15 protein-coding genes are annotated in these 21,772 nt (G+C 35.3%); 4 read left to right on the top strand and 11 right to left on the bottom strand.

Annotated features, from left to right (window positions below; genetic code table 11):
* Positions 1-19 precede the first annotated feature (19 nt).
* The 6 genes from ACFIL3_RS02765 to ACFIL3_RS02740 form a co-directional block, all read right to left on the bottom strand.
* Positions 20-421 (bottom strand): SUF system Fe-S cluster assembly protein, encoded by a 402-nt coding sequence (locus ACFIL3_RS02765; RefSeq protein ID WP_375628101.1) that lies wholly within the window; start codon positions 419-421, stop codon positions 20-22.
* Positions 414-1,658: a cysteine desulfurase gene (locus ACFIL3_RS02760; protein ID WP_375618154.1), complete on the bottom strand. Its 1,245-nt coding sequence runs from the start codon at positions 1,656-1,658 to the stop codon at positions 414-416. The genes ACFIL3_RS02765 and ACFIL3_RS02760 overlap by 8 nt, the downstream gene beginning before the upstream one ends.
* 10 nt (positions 1,659-1,668) lie before the next feature.
* Entirely contained in the window at positions 1,669-2,931 is a 1,263-nt protein-coding gene (gene sufD, locus ACFIL3_RS02755) for a Fe-S cluster assembly protein SufD (RefSeq protein ID WP_375611953.1), read from the bottom strand.
* Positions 2,932-2,942: 11 nt separating this feature from the next.
* A complete protein-coding gene (gene sufC, locus ACFIL3_RS02750; protein WP_375681820.1) occupies positions 2,943-3,698 on the bottom strand; it encodes a Fe-S cluster assembly ATPase SufC in 756 nt (251 codons plus the stop codon).
* Positions 3,699-3,857: 159 nt separating this feature from the next.
* A complete protein-coding gene (gene sufB / locus ACFIL3_RS02745; protein ID WP_375681819.1) occupies positions 3,858-5,369 on the bottom strand; it encodes a Fe-S cluster assembly protein SufB in 1,512 nt (503 codons plus the stop codon).
* 139 nt (positions 5,370-5,508) lie between these two features.
* On the bottom strand, positions 5,509-6,684 hold the full coding sequence (locus ACFIL3_RS02740; RefSeq protein ID WP_375628096.1) for a cysteine desulfurase family protein: 1,176 nt from the start codon (positions 6,682-6,684) through the stop codon (positions 5,509-5,511).
* A 160-nt stretch (positions 6,685-6,844) separates the two neighbouring features.
* On the opposite strand from ACFIL3_RS02740, the gene ACFIL3_RS02735 reads away from it, so the two are divergent.
* The 3 genes from ACFIL3_RS02735 to ACFIL3_RS02725 all read left to right on the top strand — a co-directional run bounded on the left by ACFIL3_RS02735 (position 6,845) and on the right by ACFIL3_RS02725 (position 9,777).
* On the top strand, positions 6,845-7,525 hold the full coding sequence (locus ACFIL3_RS02735) for an alpha/beta hydrolase (protein ID WP_375613441.1): 681 nt from the start codon (positions 6,845-6,847) through the stop codon (positions 7,523-7,525).
* Between the two features lie 322 nt (positions 7,526-7,847).
* The gene (gene tyrS, locus ACFIL3_RS02730) at positions 7,848-9,101 is read left to right on the top strand and encodes a tyrosine--tRNA ligase (protein WP_375638395.1); all 1,254 of its coding nucleotides are present in this window, start codon (positions 7,848-7,850) and stop codon (positions 9,099-9,101) included.
* A gap of 190 nt (positions 9,102-9,291) precedes the next feature.
* Positions 9,292-9,777 carry a peroxiredoxin gene (locus ACFIL3_RS02725; RefSeq protein WP_375611894.1) on the top strand — a complete coding sequence of 162 codons (486 nt, stop codon included), beginning with the start codon at positions 9,292-9,294 and terminating at the stop codon, positions 9,775-9,777.
* Between the two features lie 338 nt (positions 9,778-10,115).
* Here ACFIL3_RS02725 and prfB read toward each other — a convergent pair.
* From prfB to ACFIL3_RS02710, 3 genes are all read right to left on the bottom strand, one after another.
* Positions 10,116-11,244 (bottom strand): peptide chain release factor 2 gene (gene prfB, locus ACFIL3_RS02720; protein WP_375613443.1). Its coding sequence is split into 2 segments (ribosomal slippage): positions 10,116-11,174 and positions 11,176-11,244, totalling 1,128 coding nucleotides; the frame shifts between segments, so codons are not numbered across the junction.
* A gap of 170 nt (positions 11,245-11,414) precedes the next feature.
* On the bottom strand, positions 11,415-13,880 hold the full coding sequence (locus ACFIL3_RS02715; protein WP_375628088.1) for a penicillin-binding protein 1A: 2,466 nt from the start codon (positions 13,878-13,880) through the stop codon (positions 11,415-11,417).
* Between the two features lie 168 nt (positions 13,881-14,048).
* Positions 14,049-15,278: an N-acetylmuramoyl-L-alanine amidase gene (locus tag ACFIL3_RS02710; protein WP_375628086.1), complete on the bottom strand. Its 1,230-nt coding sequence runs from the start codon at positions 15,276-15,278 to the stop codon at positions 14,049-14,051.
* Positions 15,279-15,865: 587 nt separating this feature from the next.
* Here ACFIL3_RS02710 and ACFIL3_RS02705 point away from each other — a divergent pair.
* Positions 15,866-18,496, top strand: coding sequence for a ribonuclease E/G (locus ACFIL3_RS02705; RefSeq protein WP_375681818.1), 2,631 nt, complete (start codon positions 15,866-15,868; stop codon positions 18,494-18,496).
* A gap of 88 nt (positions 18,497-18,584) precedes the next feature.
* Here ACFIL3_RS02705 and ACFIL3_RS02700 read toward each other — a convergent pair whose 3' ends face one another.
* Together ACFIL3_RS02700 and ACFIL3_RS02695 are read right to left on the bottom strand one after the other, a co-directional pair.
* On the bottom strand, positions 18,585-19,196 hold the full coding sequence (locus ACFIL3_RS02700) for an invasion associated locus B family protein (RefSeq protein ID WP_273791265.1): 612 nt from the start codon (positions 19,194-19,196) through the stop codon (positions 18,585-18,587).
* Between the two features lie 1,549 nt (positions 19,197-20,745).
* Positions 20,746-21,615, bottom strand: a complete 870-nt coding sequence (locus ACFIL3_RS02695; RefSeq protein ID WP_375681817.1) for a hypothetical protein — start codon at positions 21,613-21,615, stop codon at positions 20,746-20,748.
* Positions 21,616-21,772 lie beyond the last annotated feature (157 nt).

The raw sequence follows: 21,772 nt of genomic DNA, 5'->3' as shown, positions 1-21,772 counted from the left end.
GAGTCTCTTAACAATACTTTTAGTACCATCCGACAGCAATTTGAGCTTCTTCTGACATACAATCAGGTGTCCATGGTGGATCAAAAGTCATAGTGACTTCAACATACGAAACCCCTTCAACTGCACTGACTGCATTTTCTACCCACCCCGGCATTTCACCTGCAACAGGACATCCCGGTGCTGTAAGAGTCATTTCAATTTTTACTGAACGATCATCGTCAATATCAATACGATAAATCAATCCTAGCTCATAAATATCAGCAGGAATCTCTGGATCATAAACTGTTTTGAGAGCAGCAATAATATCATTTGTCATACGATCAATTTCGTCTGCTGGAATTGCTGATATGTAAGATTTTTTATTTTCGCTTACAGTTTCAACGGATTCTGTAGAATGACGCTCTTCAATTGATTCAGCCATTAAAAAATGTCCTTGTTTCTTGCAATGCTTCTACTAATTGATCTATATCCTCTTGAGTGTTATACATGGCTAACGATGCGCGGCAAATAGATGTTAGACCAAAGCGCTGTAATAAAGGCTGTGCACAATGGGTTCCCGCGCGGATTGCAACTCCTTTTCTATCAATAAACATAGCGATATCATGGGCGTGAATCCCTTCAATTGTAAATGATATAATAGCTCCTTTATTGGGAGAATGACCATAAATACGCAATGACTCAACCATTTTAAGTTTTTCCTGCGCATAAGCTAAAAGGGACCTCTCATGGGCATGAATCGTGCTACGACCTTTCTCTTGTATATAATCAATAGCCGCAGTTAATCCAATAGCTTCAACGATAGGAGGAGTGCCTGCTTCAAAACGGTAAGGAGGAGCATTATAAAAAACCTTATCGGTTGTTACCTCCTCGATCATTTCCCCTCCCCCTTGAAAAGGACGCATTTCTTCTAATCTATCTTCTTTACCGTACAAAACACCAATACCAGTGGGTCCATAAAGCTTATGACCTGTAAAGACATACCAATCACAATCGAGATCTTGCACATCAACGGTTAAATGTACTGCTCCTTGAGAACCATCAACAAGAACAGGAATAGAATTTTGATGTGCTAGCTTAATAATCTCTTTAACAGGAGGCACAGTTCCTAATATATTGGACATATGCGTTATAGCAACAAGCCGCGTTTTTTCGCTTAAAGCCTTTTGGAAATCTTCAATGTGCAGAACACCATTTTCATCGACAGGAACAAAAATAAGTTTAACACCTTTTTGTTCACGGAGAAAATGCCAAGGAATAATATTTGAATGATGTTCCATGATCGTTAGAACAATCTCATCACCTTCTTTGAGTTTTGGCATCGCCCAACCATAAGCAACAGTATTAATAGCTTCTGTTGCATTTTTCGTAAAAACAATTTCTTCAGCTTTTTGAGCATTTAGAAAAACACGAACGGTTTCACGAGAATTTTCATAGGATTGTGTTGCTATATTGGCTAAAAAATACATTCCCCTATGCACATTAGCATAACTATAGTGATAATAATTATTCATTGCATTGAGTACTGACATTGGTTTTTGGGCAGAAGCACTACTATCAAGATATGCTAATCGCTTTCCATAAACTTGATGGTGCAAAATAGGAAAATCACGCCGAATTTCTTCGACATTATAAGTAAATGTTTGTACGTTATTTTCCATTTTTTCTACCTTAAACATTTTTTTCAAGCCATTTACTAATGATATTCTCCAAAACGATTTGAATATTATCTTGCTTGATGTCATCAATGAGCTCAGAGATAAATCCTTTAATCAAAAGTGCTCGCGCCGTTTTAAATGGGATACCACGTGTCATAAGATAAAAAAGATAATCATGATTAATATTAGCAACTGTTGCACCATGACCACATGCAACATCATCAGCAAAAATCTCTAGTTCAGGCTTTGCATTAAATTCTGCATCATCTGAAAGAATAAGGCTATTACAAGCCATGCGTGCATCTGTTTTTTGCGCTTTTTGAGAAACACGTATTATTCCTTGGAAAACACCAACAGCCTTATCTGTAACCACATTGCGTATAATTTCGGTTGATGTTGATTTTTCTTCCACGTGACGAACAGTCATTGTAAGATCACTATGTGTTTGTCCTGATAATAAATTTATGACGCGTAATTGAAAATCAGATTCTTCTCCCTGTAATTCAATATCGATTTCTTGGCGATTTAATTGACTCCCTATATTAATGACATAAAGTGATAACTTCGCTCTTTGATCAAGAACAGCACAAAATCGACCAAATTGTGTAGAATTAAAATCACGATTGCGAATGAGAATCCACGTAACATCACTATCAGCAGCAACATTTAATGAAAATATTGAACTGACAAAGGTATCTTTATCATTGCCAACCTGATGTTCAATAAACATAACTTGACTATTTTTATCAACTTTTATATCCGAAAAAATATGAGATTGTCCCCCCATTTGTATATTTTGTAATTCAATGGGGATATTTAACTTTGTATTTTCAGGGATGTGAAAAAGCCAACCATCTGTAACAAAAGCTGTATTTAACTGTCCAATAAAATCTTCATCAGAAATGTTTTGATTTATCTGTACAGAATTATCTTCTAATGCGTCTGAAAGGCGTTTTACTGCAATGTTGTCTACCTTTGACTCTATCGATGTTTTTCCATTGTTTATGGAGAAAACAGCACTTTCTGAAAGCAATGCATCAACCAATTGATTGTCTTGAACTTTTGAAAAATTGCTAATAGACTTCAGTAAGGTACGCAGATTGGTATAATGCCAACTTTCGATTTTACGGGAAGGAAGCCGTGTCGTTTGAAACTGCTCAATAGTTTTCTTGCGGATTTCCTGTACAGCTTTATCACCAGGTAAGTGGTTTACATACTGATTAAAATTACTGAGTATATTTTCTTCAACCGCTAACAAGTTTTGCTGTGCATTCATATTTAATAACCTCAAACCGCTTCCCTAATAAGATCAGCATACCCATTTTCCTCTAAATAAAGCGCTAAGGATTTATCACCGCTTTTGATAATTTGTCCTTTATAAAGAACATGTACCGTATCAGGAATAATATAATTAAGCAGCCGTTGATAATGGGTAATCACCAAAAATGAACGTTTTGAATCCCGAAGTTTATTAACACCATCTGCAACAATTTTTAGTGCATCAATATCTAAGCCAGAATCCGTTTCATCTAAAATGCAAAGTGTAGGTTCAAGAAGTGCCATTTGTAAAATTTCAGCGCGTTTTTTTTCTCCACCTGAAAAACCTACATTTAATGGACGCTTTAGCATATCCATATCTATTTCAAGTTTGGCTGAAACTTCTTTAACACATTTTATAAATTCAGGAATTTTAAGTTCTTCGTCACCTCGCGCTTTGCGTTGAGAATTCATCGCAACTTTTAAAAATTCCATTGTTGCTACCCCTGGTATTTCCATTGGATATTGAAATGCAAGAAAAACACCATATGCAGCACGTTCTGCTGGATCCATTTCTAAAAGTGATTGTCCATTATAGAGAATATCTCCTTCTGTTATTTCATAATCATCACGACCAGCAAGCAAATAAGATAAAGTTGATTTTCCGGCTCCATTTTGTCCCATGATAGCGGCAACTTCTCCATCTTGAACTGTCAAGTTTAAACCACGAATAATTTCTGTATCGGTTTCAGCAACACGGGCGTGCAAATTTTTGATCTCTAACATAATTTAATCCTGTTTTGGCTGTTTTTCAGATATCAATGCGTATTATTTTACCTTAGCATCCATCTACTTTTGTAATTACCATAGAGGTCATTTTTAGCATTATGTGCTACCGTTACAGCCTTTTTACATAAAGTCTTCTATTTATCTAATTAAATAAAATTATCCAACACTACCTTCAAGGCTAATACTAATAAGCTTTTGTGCTTCGACAGCAAATTCCATGGGAAGTTTTTGAATGACCTCTTTTACAAAACCATTTACAATTAATGCGATAGCTTCTTCTTCGGGAATTCCTCTTTGCATAACATAAAAAAGTTGGTCATCAGAAATTTTTGATGTTGTGGCTTCATGTTCAAACTGAGCTGTTGCATTTTTTGCTTCAATATAAGGAACTGTATGCGCACCACAATCATTTCCGATTAACAAACTATCACATTGCGTAAAGTTACGCGCATTTTGTGCTTTTCGATGAGCTGTGACTTGTCCCCGATAAGTGTTATTTGAAAAACCTGCAGAAATACCTTTGGAAATAATGCGACTGGATGTATTCTCTCCCAAATGAATCATTTTTGTACCAGAATCAATTTGTTGATAACCGTTTGCAACAGCAATAGAATAAAATTCTCCACGCGCATTATTACCACGGAGTAAGCAGGATGGATATTTCCAAGTAATCGCAGAACCGGTTTCAACTTGTGTCCATGAAATTTTAGAGCTATCACCTCGACAATCTCCACGCTTCGTCACAAAATTATAAATACCGCCCTTTCCATCTTTATCGCCAGGATACCAGTTTTGTACTGTAGAATATTTAATCTCTGCATTTTCAAGGGCAATAAGCTCAACAACAGCAGCATGAAGTTGGTTTTCATCACGTTGGGGTGCTGTACACCCTTCAAGATAAGAAACATAGGAATCTTCAGCGGCGATAATCAATGTTCGTTCAAATTGGCCAGTGTTGCGTTCATTAATCCTAAAATAAGTTGAAAGCTCCATAGGACAACGAACCCCTTTAGGAATATAAACAAATGAACCATCTGTAAAGACAGCTGCATTTAAGGCCGCATAATAATTATCACTTATAGGTACAACTGTTCCTAAATATTCTTTAATAAGCTCAGAATGTTCAATAATCGCCTCTGAAATAGAACAAAAAATCACACCAGTACGTGCCAGCTCTTTTTTGAATGTTGTTACAACAGAAACAGAATCAAAGACTGCATCAACAGCCACCTGCCCCGATACAGACATACTGTCATCAAAAGTGGAGGGATCAGACTGTTTTCTTACTCCTGCCAAAATCTCTTGTTCTTTAAGGGGAATGCCAAGTTTTTCGTACGTTGCTAATAACTCAGGATCCACTTCATCCAAAGATTTTGGTCCTGTATGATTTTTTGGAGCAGCATAATAATAAAGCTCCTGAAAATCAATTTTAGGATATTCAAGACGCGCCCAATGAGGCTCTTGCATTGTCAGCCAACGGCGGTAAGCTTTTAAGCGCCATGTTAGCATCCATTCAGGCTCATTTTTTTTAGCGGAAATAAATTTGATAATATCCTCATTTAAGCCTTTTGGAGCTTTATCGGTTTCAATATTGGTTTCAAAACCATATTTATATTGGTCAACATCTATTTCACGTACTTGGCGTATCGTTTCTTGTACTGCCGGCATAAATTTTCTCCATTTTTTGGCGTCAAAAACCGGTAACTAAAGTCTTGTTTTTTACAAGATTAAAGTAAGCAAGTTATCTCCTAGGCTATAGGTAAAGCGCAAAAATTTCAATCAAACTTATTTTATTTTTAAAATAATTCTAATTTTTATAACTTTCTGATGATAAATCTTCCCCTTTTTTCCTGCTTATAATTTGAGAAAAAAACGACAGAAAATCATCAATATCTTCAGAAGTTGTGCCACGCCCTAGCGAAATGCGAATGGCACCATTTGGAACATGATACCCCATTGCCTCCAACACTTTGCTTTGTTTTACTTTTCCCGAAGAACAGGCAGAGCCGGATGATAAAGAAAACCCTTCTAAATCAAAAGCAATTTGCATCGTTTCAGCTTTTATATTTTTCACGGTAAAGTAAGTTGTATTTGGCAAACGTTGAACTCTTTTGCCAAAAATCTCAACATTTTTACTTATTTTTTGTAGTCCAGCTTCTAATTTATTGCGTAAATATATTAACTGTTTTATTTCCTCCTGTGTGAAGCAATCAGTCATTGCTGCCCCAAAAGCAGCAATAAGGGGCAATGCTTCTGTTCCTCCACGGAGACCTTTTTCTTGTCCTCCTCCAATAATAAGAGGGTGTGGCATGAGAAGATTACCACATGAAACAAAAGCACCAATTCCTTTAGGACCGCCAATTTTATGGGCAGACAGTATAAAAAAGTCTCCTCCTAACTGATGAATATCCACAAAATTTTTATCTACATATTGTGTCAAATCAACTATAAGAGTGCCTCCTAAATCCCGAACAATAGCGGCGATTTCTGTTAACGGTTGAATAACACCCGTTTCACTATTTGCAGCTTGAATAGCAACAAGAGGTAAACCTTTTGTTTTATCGTGAACCGTTAAGAGTGATGTTAATTTATCTTGTTGTATGAGCCCATCTTGATCAACATCAATGACGCTTATCAATTCTTTAGAAAAACGTCCTCCCTCTGCAACAGAGGGATGTTCAGTCGCTCCAAGGTAAAGATGAGAAAATTTAACTTTTGCTTTCCCCATATTGTAAAAAGGTGTTAACAAAGTCATTGCGGCTTCACTCGCACCAGAGGTAAATACCACGTGATCTGGATCTGTTTTAAGATTTTCAGCGATTTGCCGACGGGACTTTTGCAACAAAGTTTTAGCGGCACGCCCTTCCTTATGAACCGATGATGGATTACCAAATATCTCTAAAGATTCCAGTAACGCTATCCGTGCCACTTTTTTGAGCGGTGTTGTTGCGTTATGATCAAAATATCGGCGTTTTATAACCATTTTACATCGCAATCATTAATCTTATGAATTGATTGAAAAAATAGCGCATTTTTCTTGAAAAGTGCACTAAAAAAAGAATATCTAATAATTATTTAAGAGATTCTATGGTAAAAGTCGACTAGGGTCAAAGAGAGCCTTTTATTGCATTAAGGAGCATTTTATGCCAGAAATTATTTTTAACGGTCCCGCGGGTCGGCTCGAAGGGCGTTATCAACCTTCACAACAAAAAAATGCACCCATTGCGATCATTTTGCATCCTCATCCCCAATTTGGTGGAACTATGAATCATAAAATTGTCTATGACCTCTTTTATATGTTCCAACAACGTGGCTTTACAACTTTACGTTTTAACTTTCGTGGTATTGGTCGTAGTCAGGGTGAATTTGATTATGGAATAGGAGAACTTTCAGATGCTGCTGCTGCTCTCGATTGGGTGCAGACACAACATCCAGACTCTAAAAATTGTTGGGTAGCAGGATACTCATTTGGAGCATGGATTGGTATGCAGCTTTTAATGCGCCGACCGGAAATTGAGGGATTTATCTCAGTTGCCCCTCAGCCTAATGTTTATGACTTTTCATTTCTTGCACCTTGTCCCTCTTCTGGACTTATCATTCATGGCGGTATCGATAAAGTTGCCCCTCCAAAAGATGTTCAAATACTTGTCGATAAATTAAAAACACAAAAAGGTATCATCATTACACAAGAAATATTGGAAGAGGCTAATCACTTTTTCAGTGGATGTCATGAAAAACTTATTGAACGATGTGCCCACTATTTGGATAACCATATCTCCAATGAACTTCTCGCTCCTCCTCCTGAAATACTTTCACTAACTTAGGAAAATACGATAGATTTATAAAAAATTAGCAAAAATCGTCTCTGATCATAACAAAGTAATTTTTTTAGTCTGCATTTAAAATTTTTCTAAATTTTATTTCAGGATAGAAATGAGAATAAAAGAACACCTTTTTTCTATTACTAAGAAGTTTCTTTTTTAGCGTAAAAAGGAAATAATACCTGTATTATTATCTTTATACTACCAATATGTCTCTTTCTCTTGTGAGGTGTGCGTCAGTTATGATAGATAACGCATTAATAATTCGTTATATAATCGCCTATTATATACAATAAATGCACTCTTAAATTAGGAAATTAAATCTGTGTTTGCCTTTAAATCTGATTTTTTACACATTATGAGCGAACGTGGTTTTATCCACCAAATTTCAGATGAAAAAGGCTTAGATGATCTTTTTTCAAAAGAAACTGTAAGCGCTTATACTGGATTTGACCCAACAGCATCGAGTTTACATGCTGGAAGTCTTCTTCAGATTATGATGCTTTATTGGTTACAAAAAACGGGTCATCGCCCCATTGCTTTAATGGGTGGAGGAACCGGATTGATTGGTGATCCTTCTTTCAAAGACGAAGCGCGACGCCTTCTGACACAAGATGATATTGCTGCAAATATTGATGGTATTAAAAAGGTATTTGCTAACTATTTGACATTCGGTGACCGAGAAACCGATGCTTGTATTGTGAATAATGCTGAATGGTTATGCAATTTAAACTACTTAGAATTTTTGCGTGATGTAGGAAAGCATTTTTCTGTCAACCGTATGTTGTCATTTGATTCTGTCAGACTCAGACTTGAGCGTGAGCACTCTTTGTCATTCTTAGAGTTTAATTATATGATTCTGCAAGCTTATGACTTTGTTGAACTTTATAAACGTTATGGGTTGCGTATGCAAATGGGGGGCTCTGATCAGTGGGGCAACATTATTAACGGAATCGAATTAGGACATCGTTTAGGAACACCGCAATTATATGCGTTAACATCACCATTGCTGACAACCTCTTCCGGTGCCAAAATGGGTAAATCATTGAATGGGGCTGTATGGCTAAATGCGGATAAACTTTCACCTTATCAATTTTGGCAATACTGGCGCAATACAGAAGATGCTGATGTAACACGATTTCTAAAGCTCTATACTCCATTGCCGATGGATGAGATTCTTAAACTTTCTCTATTACAAGGAACTGAAATTAACGAAGCAAAAAAAATTCTTGCAACAGAAATTACAGCAATGTTGCATGGACGTGTTCTTGCTGATGCAGCAGCAGAAACGGCTCGCAAGACGTTTGAAGAAAAAACTCTGGGAGAAAATCTTCCAACTGTTGAAATTAATGCCTCAGAATTAAAAAAAGGTGTTGGATTGCTCACTCTTTTAGTACAAGCAGGACTCGCTAGATCGAATAGTGAGGCACGCCGACACGTTCAAGGTGGAGGTGTCCGTGTAAATGATCAAATTATTGAGGATGAAACACATCTTATTATTGAAAGGGATGTCAGTGCAGAAGGAACCATTAAACTTTCTTTTGGTAAGAAAAAACATGTTGTGATGAAACCAGTATAATCTTTTGCTGTTTTGTTTATGTTGTTCACGTCGAGCTTGTTCTTTCAATTCAATCGTTGTGATAGGGCGAATTTTGTTAGGGAAATAAAAGTCTCTTCAAAACGATAAAATTCTAGAGAGTTGAATAGTTCTTTTCTTCTGTGTACTCTGATATTTTATACCTGTTACACAAAAAAGAAAGATGAAAACAATGACAAGACCAATGAAAGGTGCTCTTGCTCCTGATTTTACTTTGCCGCGCGATGGAGGAGAGACAGTGTGTCTTTCTGACTTTAAAGGAAAGCCTGTTGTTTTATATTTTTATCCCAAAGATGACACCAGTGGTTGCACAAGTGAAGCACTTGATTTCACAAAATTAAAGATGAAATTTGATGAAATCGGTGTTGCTGTTATTGGAATCTCTCCAGATAATGTAAAAAAACATGATAAATTTAAAATAAAACATGAACTTGATGTCATCTTGGTTTCTGATGAAGAAAAAACGACCCTCGAAGCTTATGGTGTTTGGGTTGAGAAAAGCATGTATGGACGCAAATATATGGGAGTTGAACGGAGCACTTTTTTAATTGATGCAAATGGAATAATAGTAGAAGAATGGCGCAAAGTAAGCGTATCTGGGCATGCTGAAAATGTTTTAGCTACTGCAACACTTTTATATCATAATGGTAACTTGTAAATTGAGTGTTTGATTTACCTTCAAAAGCAAAAGTTATTCTCCCTAATTGATTTTAGTTTTTCAACGGATTCAATTTTTACAATATATTGATTTATAAGGATAATGAATTGTTTTACATTTATATTAGTCCCCCGAATATCGCAAAATTTTCTGATTTCAGATTCTTCCTATCACTTGCAATATCATAAGCAGAATTAGCGTGTGAGAAAAAGTTGAAGAAAGGAACAAGAAAATCCCCCTTTAAACCTTTAAAGTATCAAAGGCTATATAACATCACAGCATCCATAAAACGAACAGCTTAAGAAAAAATCTACATGGCTTGAAGGAAGGATATGTAATTAACGAATATCCTCAATTTTTTTGTCTTTTCCATAAATGCGCCGTGCGAGTGCTGCCTCTATAAATGCATCTAAATTACCATTAAGTACGGATTGTGGATCCGTATTTTCAATTCCTGTACGCAAATCTTTGACAAGCTGATAGGGTTGAAGAACATAAGATCTAATTTGATGTCCCCATCCGATTTCTGTTTTAGAAGATTCAGCAGCATTGGTTTCTTCTTCTCTTTTTTTAAGCTCTTCTTCATAAAGCCGTGCACGCAACATCGACCAAGCCGTAGCGCGATTTTTATGTTGAGAACGCTCTGTTTGACATTGAACAACAATACCCGTTTTTATATGTGTGATGCGAACAGCAGAATCTGTCGTGTTAACATGTTGTCCTCCTGCTCCAGATGCACGATATGTATCAATACGCACATCTGCCTCTGAAACATCAACTTCAATATTGTCATCAATAACTGGATAAACCCAAATGCTTGCAAAAGAGGTATGGCGCTTTGCATTCGAATCAAATGGAGAAATCCGCACTAAGCGATGAACACCTGATTCTGTTTTTAACATTCCATAAGCATTATGCCCTTTTACAAGAATAGTCGCTGACTTTATTCCTGCTTCTTCTCCATCATGAATTTCTAAAATTTCAACCTTCATTTCATGCTGTTCAGCCCATCGCATATACATACGTAAGAGCATAGAAGCCCAATCTTGGCTTTCTGTTCCCCCTGCTCCAGCATGAACTTCTAAATAGGTATCATTCGGATCTGCCTCTCCTGAAAGAAGTACGTCAATTTGCCTTTTATCTATCTCATTTTTAAGATTACGTATTGATCTTTCTGCATCAGCGATAATTTCCACATCACTTTCTTCTTCGCCCATCGCAATAAGCTCAATGCATTCTTCAAGTGTTTTTGTAAATGATAAAAGACCATTGATTGAATCATCAAGACGTTGACGCTCACGCATCATATCCTGTGCTCGTTGTGCATCATCCCATAATGATGGATCTTCCGCTTTTTGATTAAGATATTCAAGACGCTTTAGTGATTGATCCCAGTCAAAGATGCCCCCTTAGCAATTGTATTGCTTTCTGGATTTCATCAACTAATGTTTCTATTTCTGCTCGCATAATTTAACACCGTATTTTTAAAAACTCTTTTTGGTTGTGTCTCTTAGCATTTTATACAAATTTAATAGCTGCTATCAGAAAATGGTACAGTTCTATCACTCTATTTATAGAACCGACATTGTAAAAAAGAGATAAAAACCATGACTCATGGCAAAAGGAGATTTTGTCGATTAATACAGCCCACCTGTCCCACTTTCAAGTGCTTTGTTGACTTGTGGAGAAGTCGTTACTGCAGGAACACCTTCTTGAAAAGAATTTGTACTCCCAATAACTTGATATATATCAGCAGGCCCAGTCCCTGGTTTAAATGCTTCTATAATGACATCTTGATCTCCTCTTTCGGCAAGCATTCCTGTTTTCCGATTAATTGGCATTAAAATCATACCTTTTGGCATCTTAAAGGGAACATCTGGCTTCCCTTTAAGAGCATCTGCCATAAAATCACCAAAAATAGGTGCAGCTAATGAACTTCCTGTTCCATTATATCCTAACGGAGCTGGTTGATCATAACCGACAAAAATACCAACGACAATGTCAGGAGTAAATCCCATAAACCAGACATCCTTAGAGTCATTGGTTGTTCCTGTTTTAGCGGCAATATGTCGATTAAGATAACGTAAACGTGCCGCAGTACCACGCTGAACAACCCCTTCCATCATCGATGTAATTTGATAAGCCGTCATAGGGTCAAGAACTTGATCTCGCTCATCAATCAATGTGGGTTCACTTTGATTATTCCATGAATTCGTATTACAATTTTCGCAAATACGATCATCATGACGATAAATTGTCTTCCCATAACGATCTTGAATTCTGTCTATCAGAGAAGGTTTAATAGAGCGTCCGCCATTGGCAATAACGGAATAAGCTGTAACCATTCGTAATACTGTTGTTTCGCCAGCCCCTAAAGCCATGGGAAGATAAGGCTGCAATTTATCTACGATCCCAAAGCGTTCTGCATATTCAGCGACAAGAGGCATTCCCATATCATTGGCAAGCCGTATTGTCATAAGATTACGAGAACGCTCAATACCATAACGCAACGTTGAAGGTCCTGCAAAGGTACCCCCATAATTTTTGGGTTGCCAAACTTCACCATTATATTGACGAACTTCAATGGGGCCATCTAAAACAACGGATGCTGGTGTATATCCGTTATCAAGAGCTGCTGCATAAACAAAAGGCTTAAAAGCAGACCCCGGTTGGCGATAAGCTTGGGTTGCACGATTGAATTCAGATGCTGCAAAAGAAAATCCTCCCACCATAGCAAGAACGCGCCCTGTATGAGGTTCCATAGCAACAATTGCACCTTCAACCTTTGGAATTTGTTGTAAACGATAAGTGTTGTTTGTATTAGATAGTTTTTCAACAAAAATGACATCCCCAACTTGCAGAACATGAGATAAGCTCTGAACAGTTTTTCGATAACCATTTTCTTTTACAACATGGAGTGCCCATTTTGAATCAGCTTCAGATAAAACAGCAATTTCCCGTTTTTTTGATAATATACCTGAAGCTTCGCGCTGTGGCTGTAAACCAATCTCTACTTTATTGAGATTAGTAGAAAGAACAACAGCTAAACGCCATTCAGGAACATCACTTAGCCCTGTGATATCTGCAAGTTCTGTCCCCCAATCACCTTTCTCATCAATATGCGCATAAGCTCCACGCCATCCTTGCGCATGATCAAATCTAATTAATCCATCGTGCAAAGCACGTCGCGCAATAAGTTGTAAATGCGGATCAAGCGTTGTACGAATGGAAAGCCCACCTTCATAAAGTGTTTTAGCCCCATAGCGATGTATTAAACGACGCCGTACTTCTTCAGTAAAATAATCAGCCGCAAAAACATAGCTATCACTCCCACGTATTGTCGCTCCTAAAGGTTTAGCTTTCGCTTTTTCACCTTGTTCACGCGTTACATATCCATTTGCAATCATCCGGTCTATAACCCAATTACGCCGATCAATAGCACGTTGTGTATTCTTAAATGGATCATAATTTGCTGGTCCTTTTGGAAGAGCAGCCAAATAAGCACATTGTTCTAGCGTCAGGTCATTGACGGATTTATTGAAATAGGTCAATGAAGCAGCAGCTATGCCATAAGTGCCACGACCCAGATAAATTTCATTGAGATAAAGTTCGAGAATATGATCTTTTGAATAAGTTTTCTCAATACGCATTGCTAAAATAGCTTCCTTAAATTTACGTTCTAACGTTGTTTCTGAACTTAAAAGGAAGTTTTTAGCGACTTGTTGCGTTATAGTTGATGCACCCTCTGGACGTCTTCCAGAACCAATATTACGAATATTATTGATCAAAGCTCGAGAAAGTCCTTCAGGATCTAAACCAAAATGATGATAAAAGTTTTTGTCTTCAGCCGAAATGAAAGCATTTATAACAAGCTTTGGTATTGATTGAATCGGTAAATAGAGGCGATGTTTTGTTGCAAACTCTGCCATAAGACGGCCATCAGAAGCATGGACACGGGTCATTACCGGCGGCTCATAAAGTGAAAGAACTTCATAATCAGGGAGTGCATTTGCTTGACCACTGGTCATAACACCCCACGTTATTGCACCATAAAGTCCAATAGCAATAAAAAAACGAAGAAGATATCTTAAAAAAATCATCATAAAAACGGCTATCGCTTTCTTAAGAATTAATTAAAGAAAAAATACGTTACTTCAAACACACCAAGTGGATATCACCACAAGATTGAGATCAAGAGAAATTGTTTTCTATCTTTTATTTATACTAGGGTACACTAGAAGCCCATATTGATACTCTATTTTCTCATAAATTTAAAGAGGCTGTATCATTTTCTGCCTATAATCAGCAAATTGACGAATAGAATGAGCAATAGAGGCTGCCATTTGTTTTCTCCAATGAGGATCATTTAATAACTTTTCATCCTCTTTATTGGATAAATAACCTATCTCTATCAAGACTGAGGGTATATCTGAAGCTCTTAAAACTTGAAAATTAGCATACCGATGTGGGTTATTAATCAAGTTAATATGATTCTTTGATAAACTTGAAATAACACTATTTGCAAAATTAACCGAAAATGTATGTGTTTCACGTCGTGTAAGATCCATCAAAATATCTGTAACTTCGAGCGTTTCATCTGCAGGCAAACCATCAAGCAAATCAACTTTATTTTCATTTTCAGCTAAAGATTTTGCAATGGCATCAGAGGCTTTATCTGATATGGTATACACTGTGGCACCGCGAAGAGAATGTAGATCAATCGTATCTGCGTGAATAGATATAAAAAGATCAGCATCAAACTCTTGCGCTTTTTTAACTCTTTCACTTAGTCTTAAAAAAATATTGGAATCTCGTGTTAAAGCAACGGTAATATGAGAATCCTTTTGTAATTCGTCTCGCAATGCACGCGCAAAGTCTAAAGTCACATCTTTTTCTAAAATTCCAGTAACACCCCGTGCACCGCCATCAATACCACCATGACCAGGATCAAGAACAACACGGAAATTATATGCTGGCATTAACTGTGTTTTTGTATCAAAATTGCTTCTTTGCTGTTTTTTTAATATCTCATCAAATTTTTCTTGTGTACTTTTACGAATATCAATCAGCAACTGCCATAAACCATTATTTAATTTTTTTACGACATTTTTTTCAACCACAAAAGCCGTTTTACTTGTCAAAATAATGCGTGAAGTCTGTATGTCAGAGAAAGCATAACGCACATCTGAAAGCATAACGGATAATGTATTCCGTTTCTTTAAAGGCGTATTTTGCATCGAAAAGTCAATTGTAGGTAAATTGATAACCAAACGTGCGGGCCTGTCAAAAATCTGTAAACGAACATTTGGTTTTGAATTAAAAACCGCAATAATACGCGTATGAATACTATCACCAATGGTTCGAAAATTAATAAGTCTCAGAGGATCTGCGGCTTGAACACTAGTTTGGAGTAGCAAAAAAGATAATAAAAAGTATGTGACGAGCACAATAACATCCCCATAAGCTGTTTTCAGCTTTTTGGTAAAAAAAACTCTTATCATAAGCAAAATACTCTACATTACCTTTGTAATAATTTATCTTGGTTACATAAAACGATACACCAATTTATTATCTATTTTTCAATAAAAGCTAAATAAACACCTCAAAACGAAATTAAGGTCATAAAGATATTATAATTATACATGATTTACATTGTTACTTGCCAAACGCATGATATCAACATAAAAGAATATTTATGCTTCCTAGCTGATAATAGTCATCTAAATTATCTGTAACTCATATTAAGTTGTCTTTAGAAGTTTTTTGTCTATTATGCGTTGAGACTTTTTTATGGATGAAAAATTTCTATGTTGTAACATTAGGATTGCATTACTTAAGATTCGTTGGTTCGGATATCCGAACTGTTTTAAAGATTATTTTACCGGAGACTTTTAAGAAAATATGAGTCATAAAAAACAGATGGAAATAATGATGAGAAATGGTGTAAATGCAGTCATGCCTTTGCACGTGGTGTTTCGTCCTGTTTTTCTGGTACCTCCCTTTTATGGCAGACAGCCTTTTATGTTTACGAATAGTTATGGCATTCGTTTGAATAAAATTGTGCATGTCGCCTTCAGGATATTAACTTATGTCAAACAAAATGCTTATAGATGCCTCCCATCCGGAGGAAACACGTGTTGTTGTTGTTCACGGCAACAAAATTGAAGAACTTGATTTTGAATCAGAACATAGAAAACAGCTCAAGGGGAATATTTATCTCGCACGTATTACGCGTGTAGAACCGTCTCTCCAAGCGGCTTTTGTTGAATATGGTGGAAACCGACATGGTTTTTTAACATTTTCTGAAATTCATCCTGATTATTATCAAATTCCTATTGCTGATCGCCTTGCTCTTCTTGAAGAAGAAGAAAAAGAAGCTGTAGGAGAAAATTCTGTAGATACCTTTACGGAAGAAGCAACTAAAAATAAAAAACGCTCCAGAAGAACAAAAAAAAGTGAAAAAAACAATGTTATAGCAGCCGATATTGAAAATGATATCACATCTGAAGCGATAATAATTGATAATACAGAAGAAGCATTAAATGCCAATATCTCTTATGATGAGATTGAAATGGTCGGTGCTGAGGACATCCGTGAAGAGCTCCCGATTTATCAAAGAAAACAAGGGCGCCAGTATAAAATTCAAGAAGTCATTAAACGACGTCAAATTTTGTTGGTACAAGTTATCAAAGAAGAGCGTGGTAATAAAGGTGCTGCCCTTACAACATATCTATCTCTAGCTGGTCGTTACTCTGTTCTAATGCCCAACACAGCACGTGGTGGTGGTATTTCACGAAAAATTACGAACGTACAAGACCGTAAGCGTCTTAAAGAAATCGTAAAAGAATTAGCCGTTCCAAAAGGTATGGGCGTTATCTTACGAACCGCTGGTGCCAATAGAACAAAAGCTGAAATTAAACGTGATTATGAATATCTTATGCGGTTATGGGATACTATTCGCACTTTGACACTCGAGTCAACGGCGCCATGCCTTGTCCATGAAGAAAGCAATCTCATCAAGCGTTCTATACGAGATCTTTATAATAAGAACATTAGTGAAATTCTTGTCTCTGGAGACCAAGGATATCGTGAAGCGAAAGACTTTATGCGTATGCTCATGCCAAGTCATGCAAAAGTTGTGCAACCTTACCGTGATCCTACGCCCATTTTTGCAAGAAATAATATTGAAATTCAACTTGATAAAATGTTGCAACCACAGGTTTCTTTAAAATCTGGTGGTTATCTTGTTATTAATCAAACAGAAGCACTTGTTGCTATTGACGTAAATTCTGGCCGCTCTACGAAAGAATTCTCTGTCGAAAAGACAGCCTTACAAACTAACCTTGAAGCTGCTGAAGAAGTAGCGCGGCAATTACGCTTGCGTGACCTTGCTGGTTTAATTGTGATTGATTTTATTGATATGCTTGAAGAACGCAATGTGAAGCTGGTCGAAAAAAAATTAAAAGATTGTTTAAAAAACGATCGTGCTCGTATTCAAGTAGGTCATATTTCACACTTCGGCCTTTTAGAAATGAGTCGTCAACGTATTCGCATATCGGTTTTAGAAAGTACGACACAGCCCTGCCCACATTGTGCAGGAACAGGAAATATACGTTCTGAATCATCAATTGCGTTACATGTCATGCGCTCAATTGAAGAATATCTTCTTCATAATTCGCAACATAATATTATCGTGCGCACCCCCGTAGCAACAGCGCTTTATGTATTAAATCATAAACGCAATATTCTTGTTAATTTAGAAGCTCGCTTTAAACTTAATATTAGTATTGAAGCAGATGATAGTATTGGAACACAACATCTTGTTATTTCTAAAGGCTCAATAGCAGAGAGAATTTCTCAATCTTCATTGGAAGATGACAATAAGCAAGAAATTGAAGATTCTGTTTTCATAAAGAGTGAATCTATTGAAAATCTTTCTCCCATTGAAACAAATCAAAAGCGTCGGCGCAAAAATCGTCACGGTGAAATTACTGATCATTCTCTCTCCAACGTTCATAAAAAAGAAGATACCTTGAATGATGATTCTTATCGTCGAGGACGTCGTCGAGGACGTCGTGGTGGTCGACGCAATCAAGATAATAGTTTTCATCAGATTCGCGTTCCTTATGCAGAACCAGTGGGAGATTTTGCTAAGCAAGCTTTAGCAGAAATTAAAGCAGCGCATCGCAAACGTCGTGTTTCACCTGCTAAATCTTTTGAACTTGAAGAAACAAAAAATAATACACAAGCTCTAGATATACAACAACAGAGTAAATCTGAAAAAAATGATACAAGTATTAAACCTAAAAAACGTAAAACACGTTCTTCAAAAGTAGTAGAAAATCAACTTTCTTTAGAGAATGATCAAAATATTGCAGAACAAAAATCTCTTGAAGAAAAACCTACAACCAGTCCGGTGCGTAAAACTAAAACAAAAAAAGCAGACAAAGCTATTCATGAGGTAGAAGATAAAGCTCTTGAAAAGAGTAAAAAATCAACACGTGGAACACGTAAAAAATCATCTTCTAAAGAGACAACGCAAATACAAAAAATATTAGAGCAAAAAACTGTAATCGAGATGGAGAAAGTTATCGAAACCTCTCCTTCCCAAATTGAAGAAACAATTAATCAACCCGTTGTTATTTCATCAACGCCTAATGATTCTTCCAAAACTGAACGTATTGGTTGGTGGAAACGCAGAATTCTTTCGAAAAATTAAGGATTAAAAAAACCGCCACAGAAAACTGTGGCGGTTCAAATAAACAATTATAGAAAACGTTTTGACCAACTTTTATGGTGTGGTTTTATTACTTTTGTTTCGCTTTTTCTTGCTCAGCCCGCATACGCTCTTCAATTTCTTTTTGCTTTGATTGAATAGCTTGCTGCAGCTTTATTTGTTCTTGTTGGAAATCTTTTTCCTCCATACCAGGACCGGTATAGGCTGCTGTAAACCCATTAAGAGAAAATTCAATAGGATTAGCTGAACCACGAAAATTAACTGTGGTTACAACCATTTTTGTTCCACTTTTCATAGCTGCTATAAGCTTATCATCTAAGACATCATTAGCAATACAACTTGGTCCATTACAAATAATATAAGGAATTTTTTTAGAGAACTCGTCACCAATTTTAATGTGAACACCTTCTGGCAAAAAACGACCTGTAGGTACTTGAATACCTATACGTTTCTCATTTTGCTTCCCTTTTATTTCAACAAGATTAAAAGCCGTTAAAGGTTGTCCCGTATTCGATAATACAGTATTCATTGTATTACAAATATCAACATCATGCTGCTTACTGCAAACTTTGTACCAACCTTGTGATAAAGTTTGCGCATTTGCAGAAATACCAGCTATAAGAAAAAGGGCAGCGGCTCCAACTAATACTGAAACAGCAGAATAAACATTTTTATGCGACATGATTAAGTTAATCCTTTCAACGCGCTCTTAAGTAACTTCAAAAAAATATTAAATATAATTCCAACTTAATTTATTAAATTATAATGAAATAACAATTAATTTTACTATTTTTACTTCAATATAAAAAAAAAAGTCAAATTTAGAGAAAAAATACGACGAGCCATTCTAATTTTTATACACTCATATCATTTCCCCTCTTCAACACATTGGTATTTGATGCAATCTATCCATAAAACACCTCTGTGCATTTAAACTAAGATTACACAAACGAATCAATATTGCAATATTAATTAAAATAAACTCTGATACTACTCTAAAAAACTTACTAATTAAAATTTTTACATTTATTACTCTTCATGTTAAGCTTATAGAACCTTTGCAACAGGTGTTGCAATGCATGAAGCTCTAAAATATCAGATAAATTTTACTGTTTTCCTTGTGTGATACACAAAAACAAAATCATCTACGATATTATTGAAACATTTAATGAATTAAAACCACTGATTGTCTAAAATTTCTGCATAATTGTTAAGAGAGCTTTTTGCTAATGAACAATTTTCTGCCCTTGTTTACAAAATAATAGTGATACGCTTTTGTAATAAAAATTTTATATTCCATAGCGTTTAACTAAACAGTTTAGTTTAAAAATACGCTACTAAAGAAGTGCTTTTTTCTTAATTAAACAACACATTTTCTTAGAGAGAAAATCTATAACTGCTGAAAATATTTTATTTATAAAAAACTTTCTTAAAATATAATAACATATTAATTTATAATAATAATTTATCTTTTTTCTATTTCTATATTGTATGAAAGATCCTAATAGCGCAAACCTCTCTTATGTTGAATCAATAAAATTTATCCACTTGTACATCACAAGCGGAGTTAGTTTTATAGATAAACTACTGAACAAAGGAAACCCTCCCTATGAATCATCTCACGTGCCTAAAGCCATAATAAATTTATGCTCATATATTAAACATCTATTATTGCACTTCTGTACAAATATCATCTCTCAGTTTTATAACGTGAATAAAAAATATAGCTTTTATCAATTTCTTTTAAGTTATTTCTTAAATAAAAGAATCTACTAAAATGATAAATTCTTTTCATCTTTCACAATATCAAAGATATAAATCGTTAATGATTTAAGTTTTAAGAAAAAAATGAATTAAAATATCATTTTGTTTCTCTATATAACACAACTTAGAGCTATAAAATATCTCTCTTATCATATTAATGAAACAAGATTTATGATATGAGATGTATCGTCATTAAAATAATTAAACAGATAAAAATAAAAAACTACAAGCACAAAAAATTATGCATAAAAAGAAAACATAAAAAAGATATATGAGTTTATTATTTAATATATATTAAATCTTATATGATAAGAATAACAGATAATATATTACGTGTATAATATTACTTTATTATAAATAATAAATAATAAGTAATAACTCAAAAAATAAAATATATTATTACTAATATGTTTTAACTATTGTTTAGTATATCAGCTTAATTTCTCTGTATTTATATGAGTAAATTTTTAATTGAATAACTCTTCAACATGGGAACGCATACGATTCATAATACTCTTTCTCTTTTCTGGCAGCATTATATTATATATTTCTCTCGTGCTTCTACATAATAAAGGAGCAGATTTTACATTCGAAGGATTGCGCATCACCATATCCTTTATACCACTAATTATCTCTTCTTCAAAATCTGAGACACTAATCACCATTCGTTCTTCAAAGTGCTTTATTAATTCAGGATCTATTGAATTGATTGCATCTTTTGCCCATCTAAAATCTTTTTTCCTCCAACCAAAATCTTTCCGTAATAAATCCCCTATATCACTGTCCAACAGACTCTCTTGAATTTTACAAGAAAGAACCATAAAGGAATAGAGTCGTATCGTTTCATCAATCGCTCTATCGTTAAGAGTTTCTACATTTGCTGTATCATCACTCATTCCTAATTCAGAAGCGCTTCGAGACCTTAGATATTCTGTTGCTTTACTTAATTTTCTTTCATACTCTCCTACTCTATACTCTCTTGCCCTATGCGCTCTATATGCTAAATTCTTCATTTCTTGCGCTAAATCACTTAGTTTTGAAGAAAGCTTATAACGCTCTTCATTAAGGTCTCCGTGTTCTTGTAGCAGCTTATCATGTTCTATATTATGAGAACGTATTTGCGAAAGTGTTAAATCAGCAAATGTCTTTTCAATGAATTTCATCCTCTTTTCAATAACTTGTAGTCTTTCTTTAATACGCTTATATTTCTCATCAAGCGTTAAACCAGAAAGAGATAATTCGGTTAAGCTAAACTCAGCGTGAGCGTTTTTTACGCCATATATCAAAGTGAGTAATAAAAAGACGATAGTTAGACACTTTTGTAATGAAGAAAGCATGCTATCTTTACCTAAATTTTTTTTTCTAAAAAATTTACAGGAGCTTATTAGCTTATTATATGCAAGTGCTATTTAATGCGGTTAAACCGTCTAATCTATTTTCTTCATTATATCAATACGTATATAATAAAAACTAAATAAATATATAAAGGGTTCT

It is taken from the genome of Bartonella sp. CE47NXGY (assembly GCF_042195415.1).
GTDB lineage: Bacteria > Pseudomonadota > Alphaproteobacteria > Rhizobiales > Rhizobiaceae > Bartonella.
Note: the sequence above shows the minus strand (reverse complement) of the source record. Positions and strands in the feature narration are given on the sequence as shown.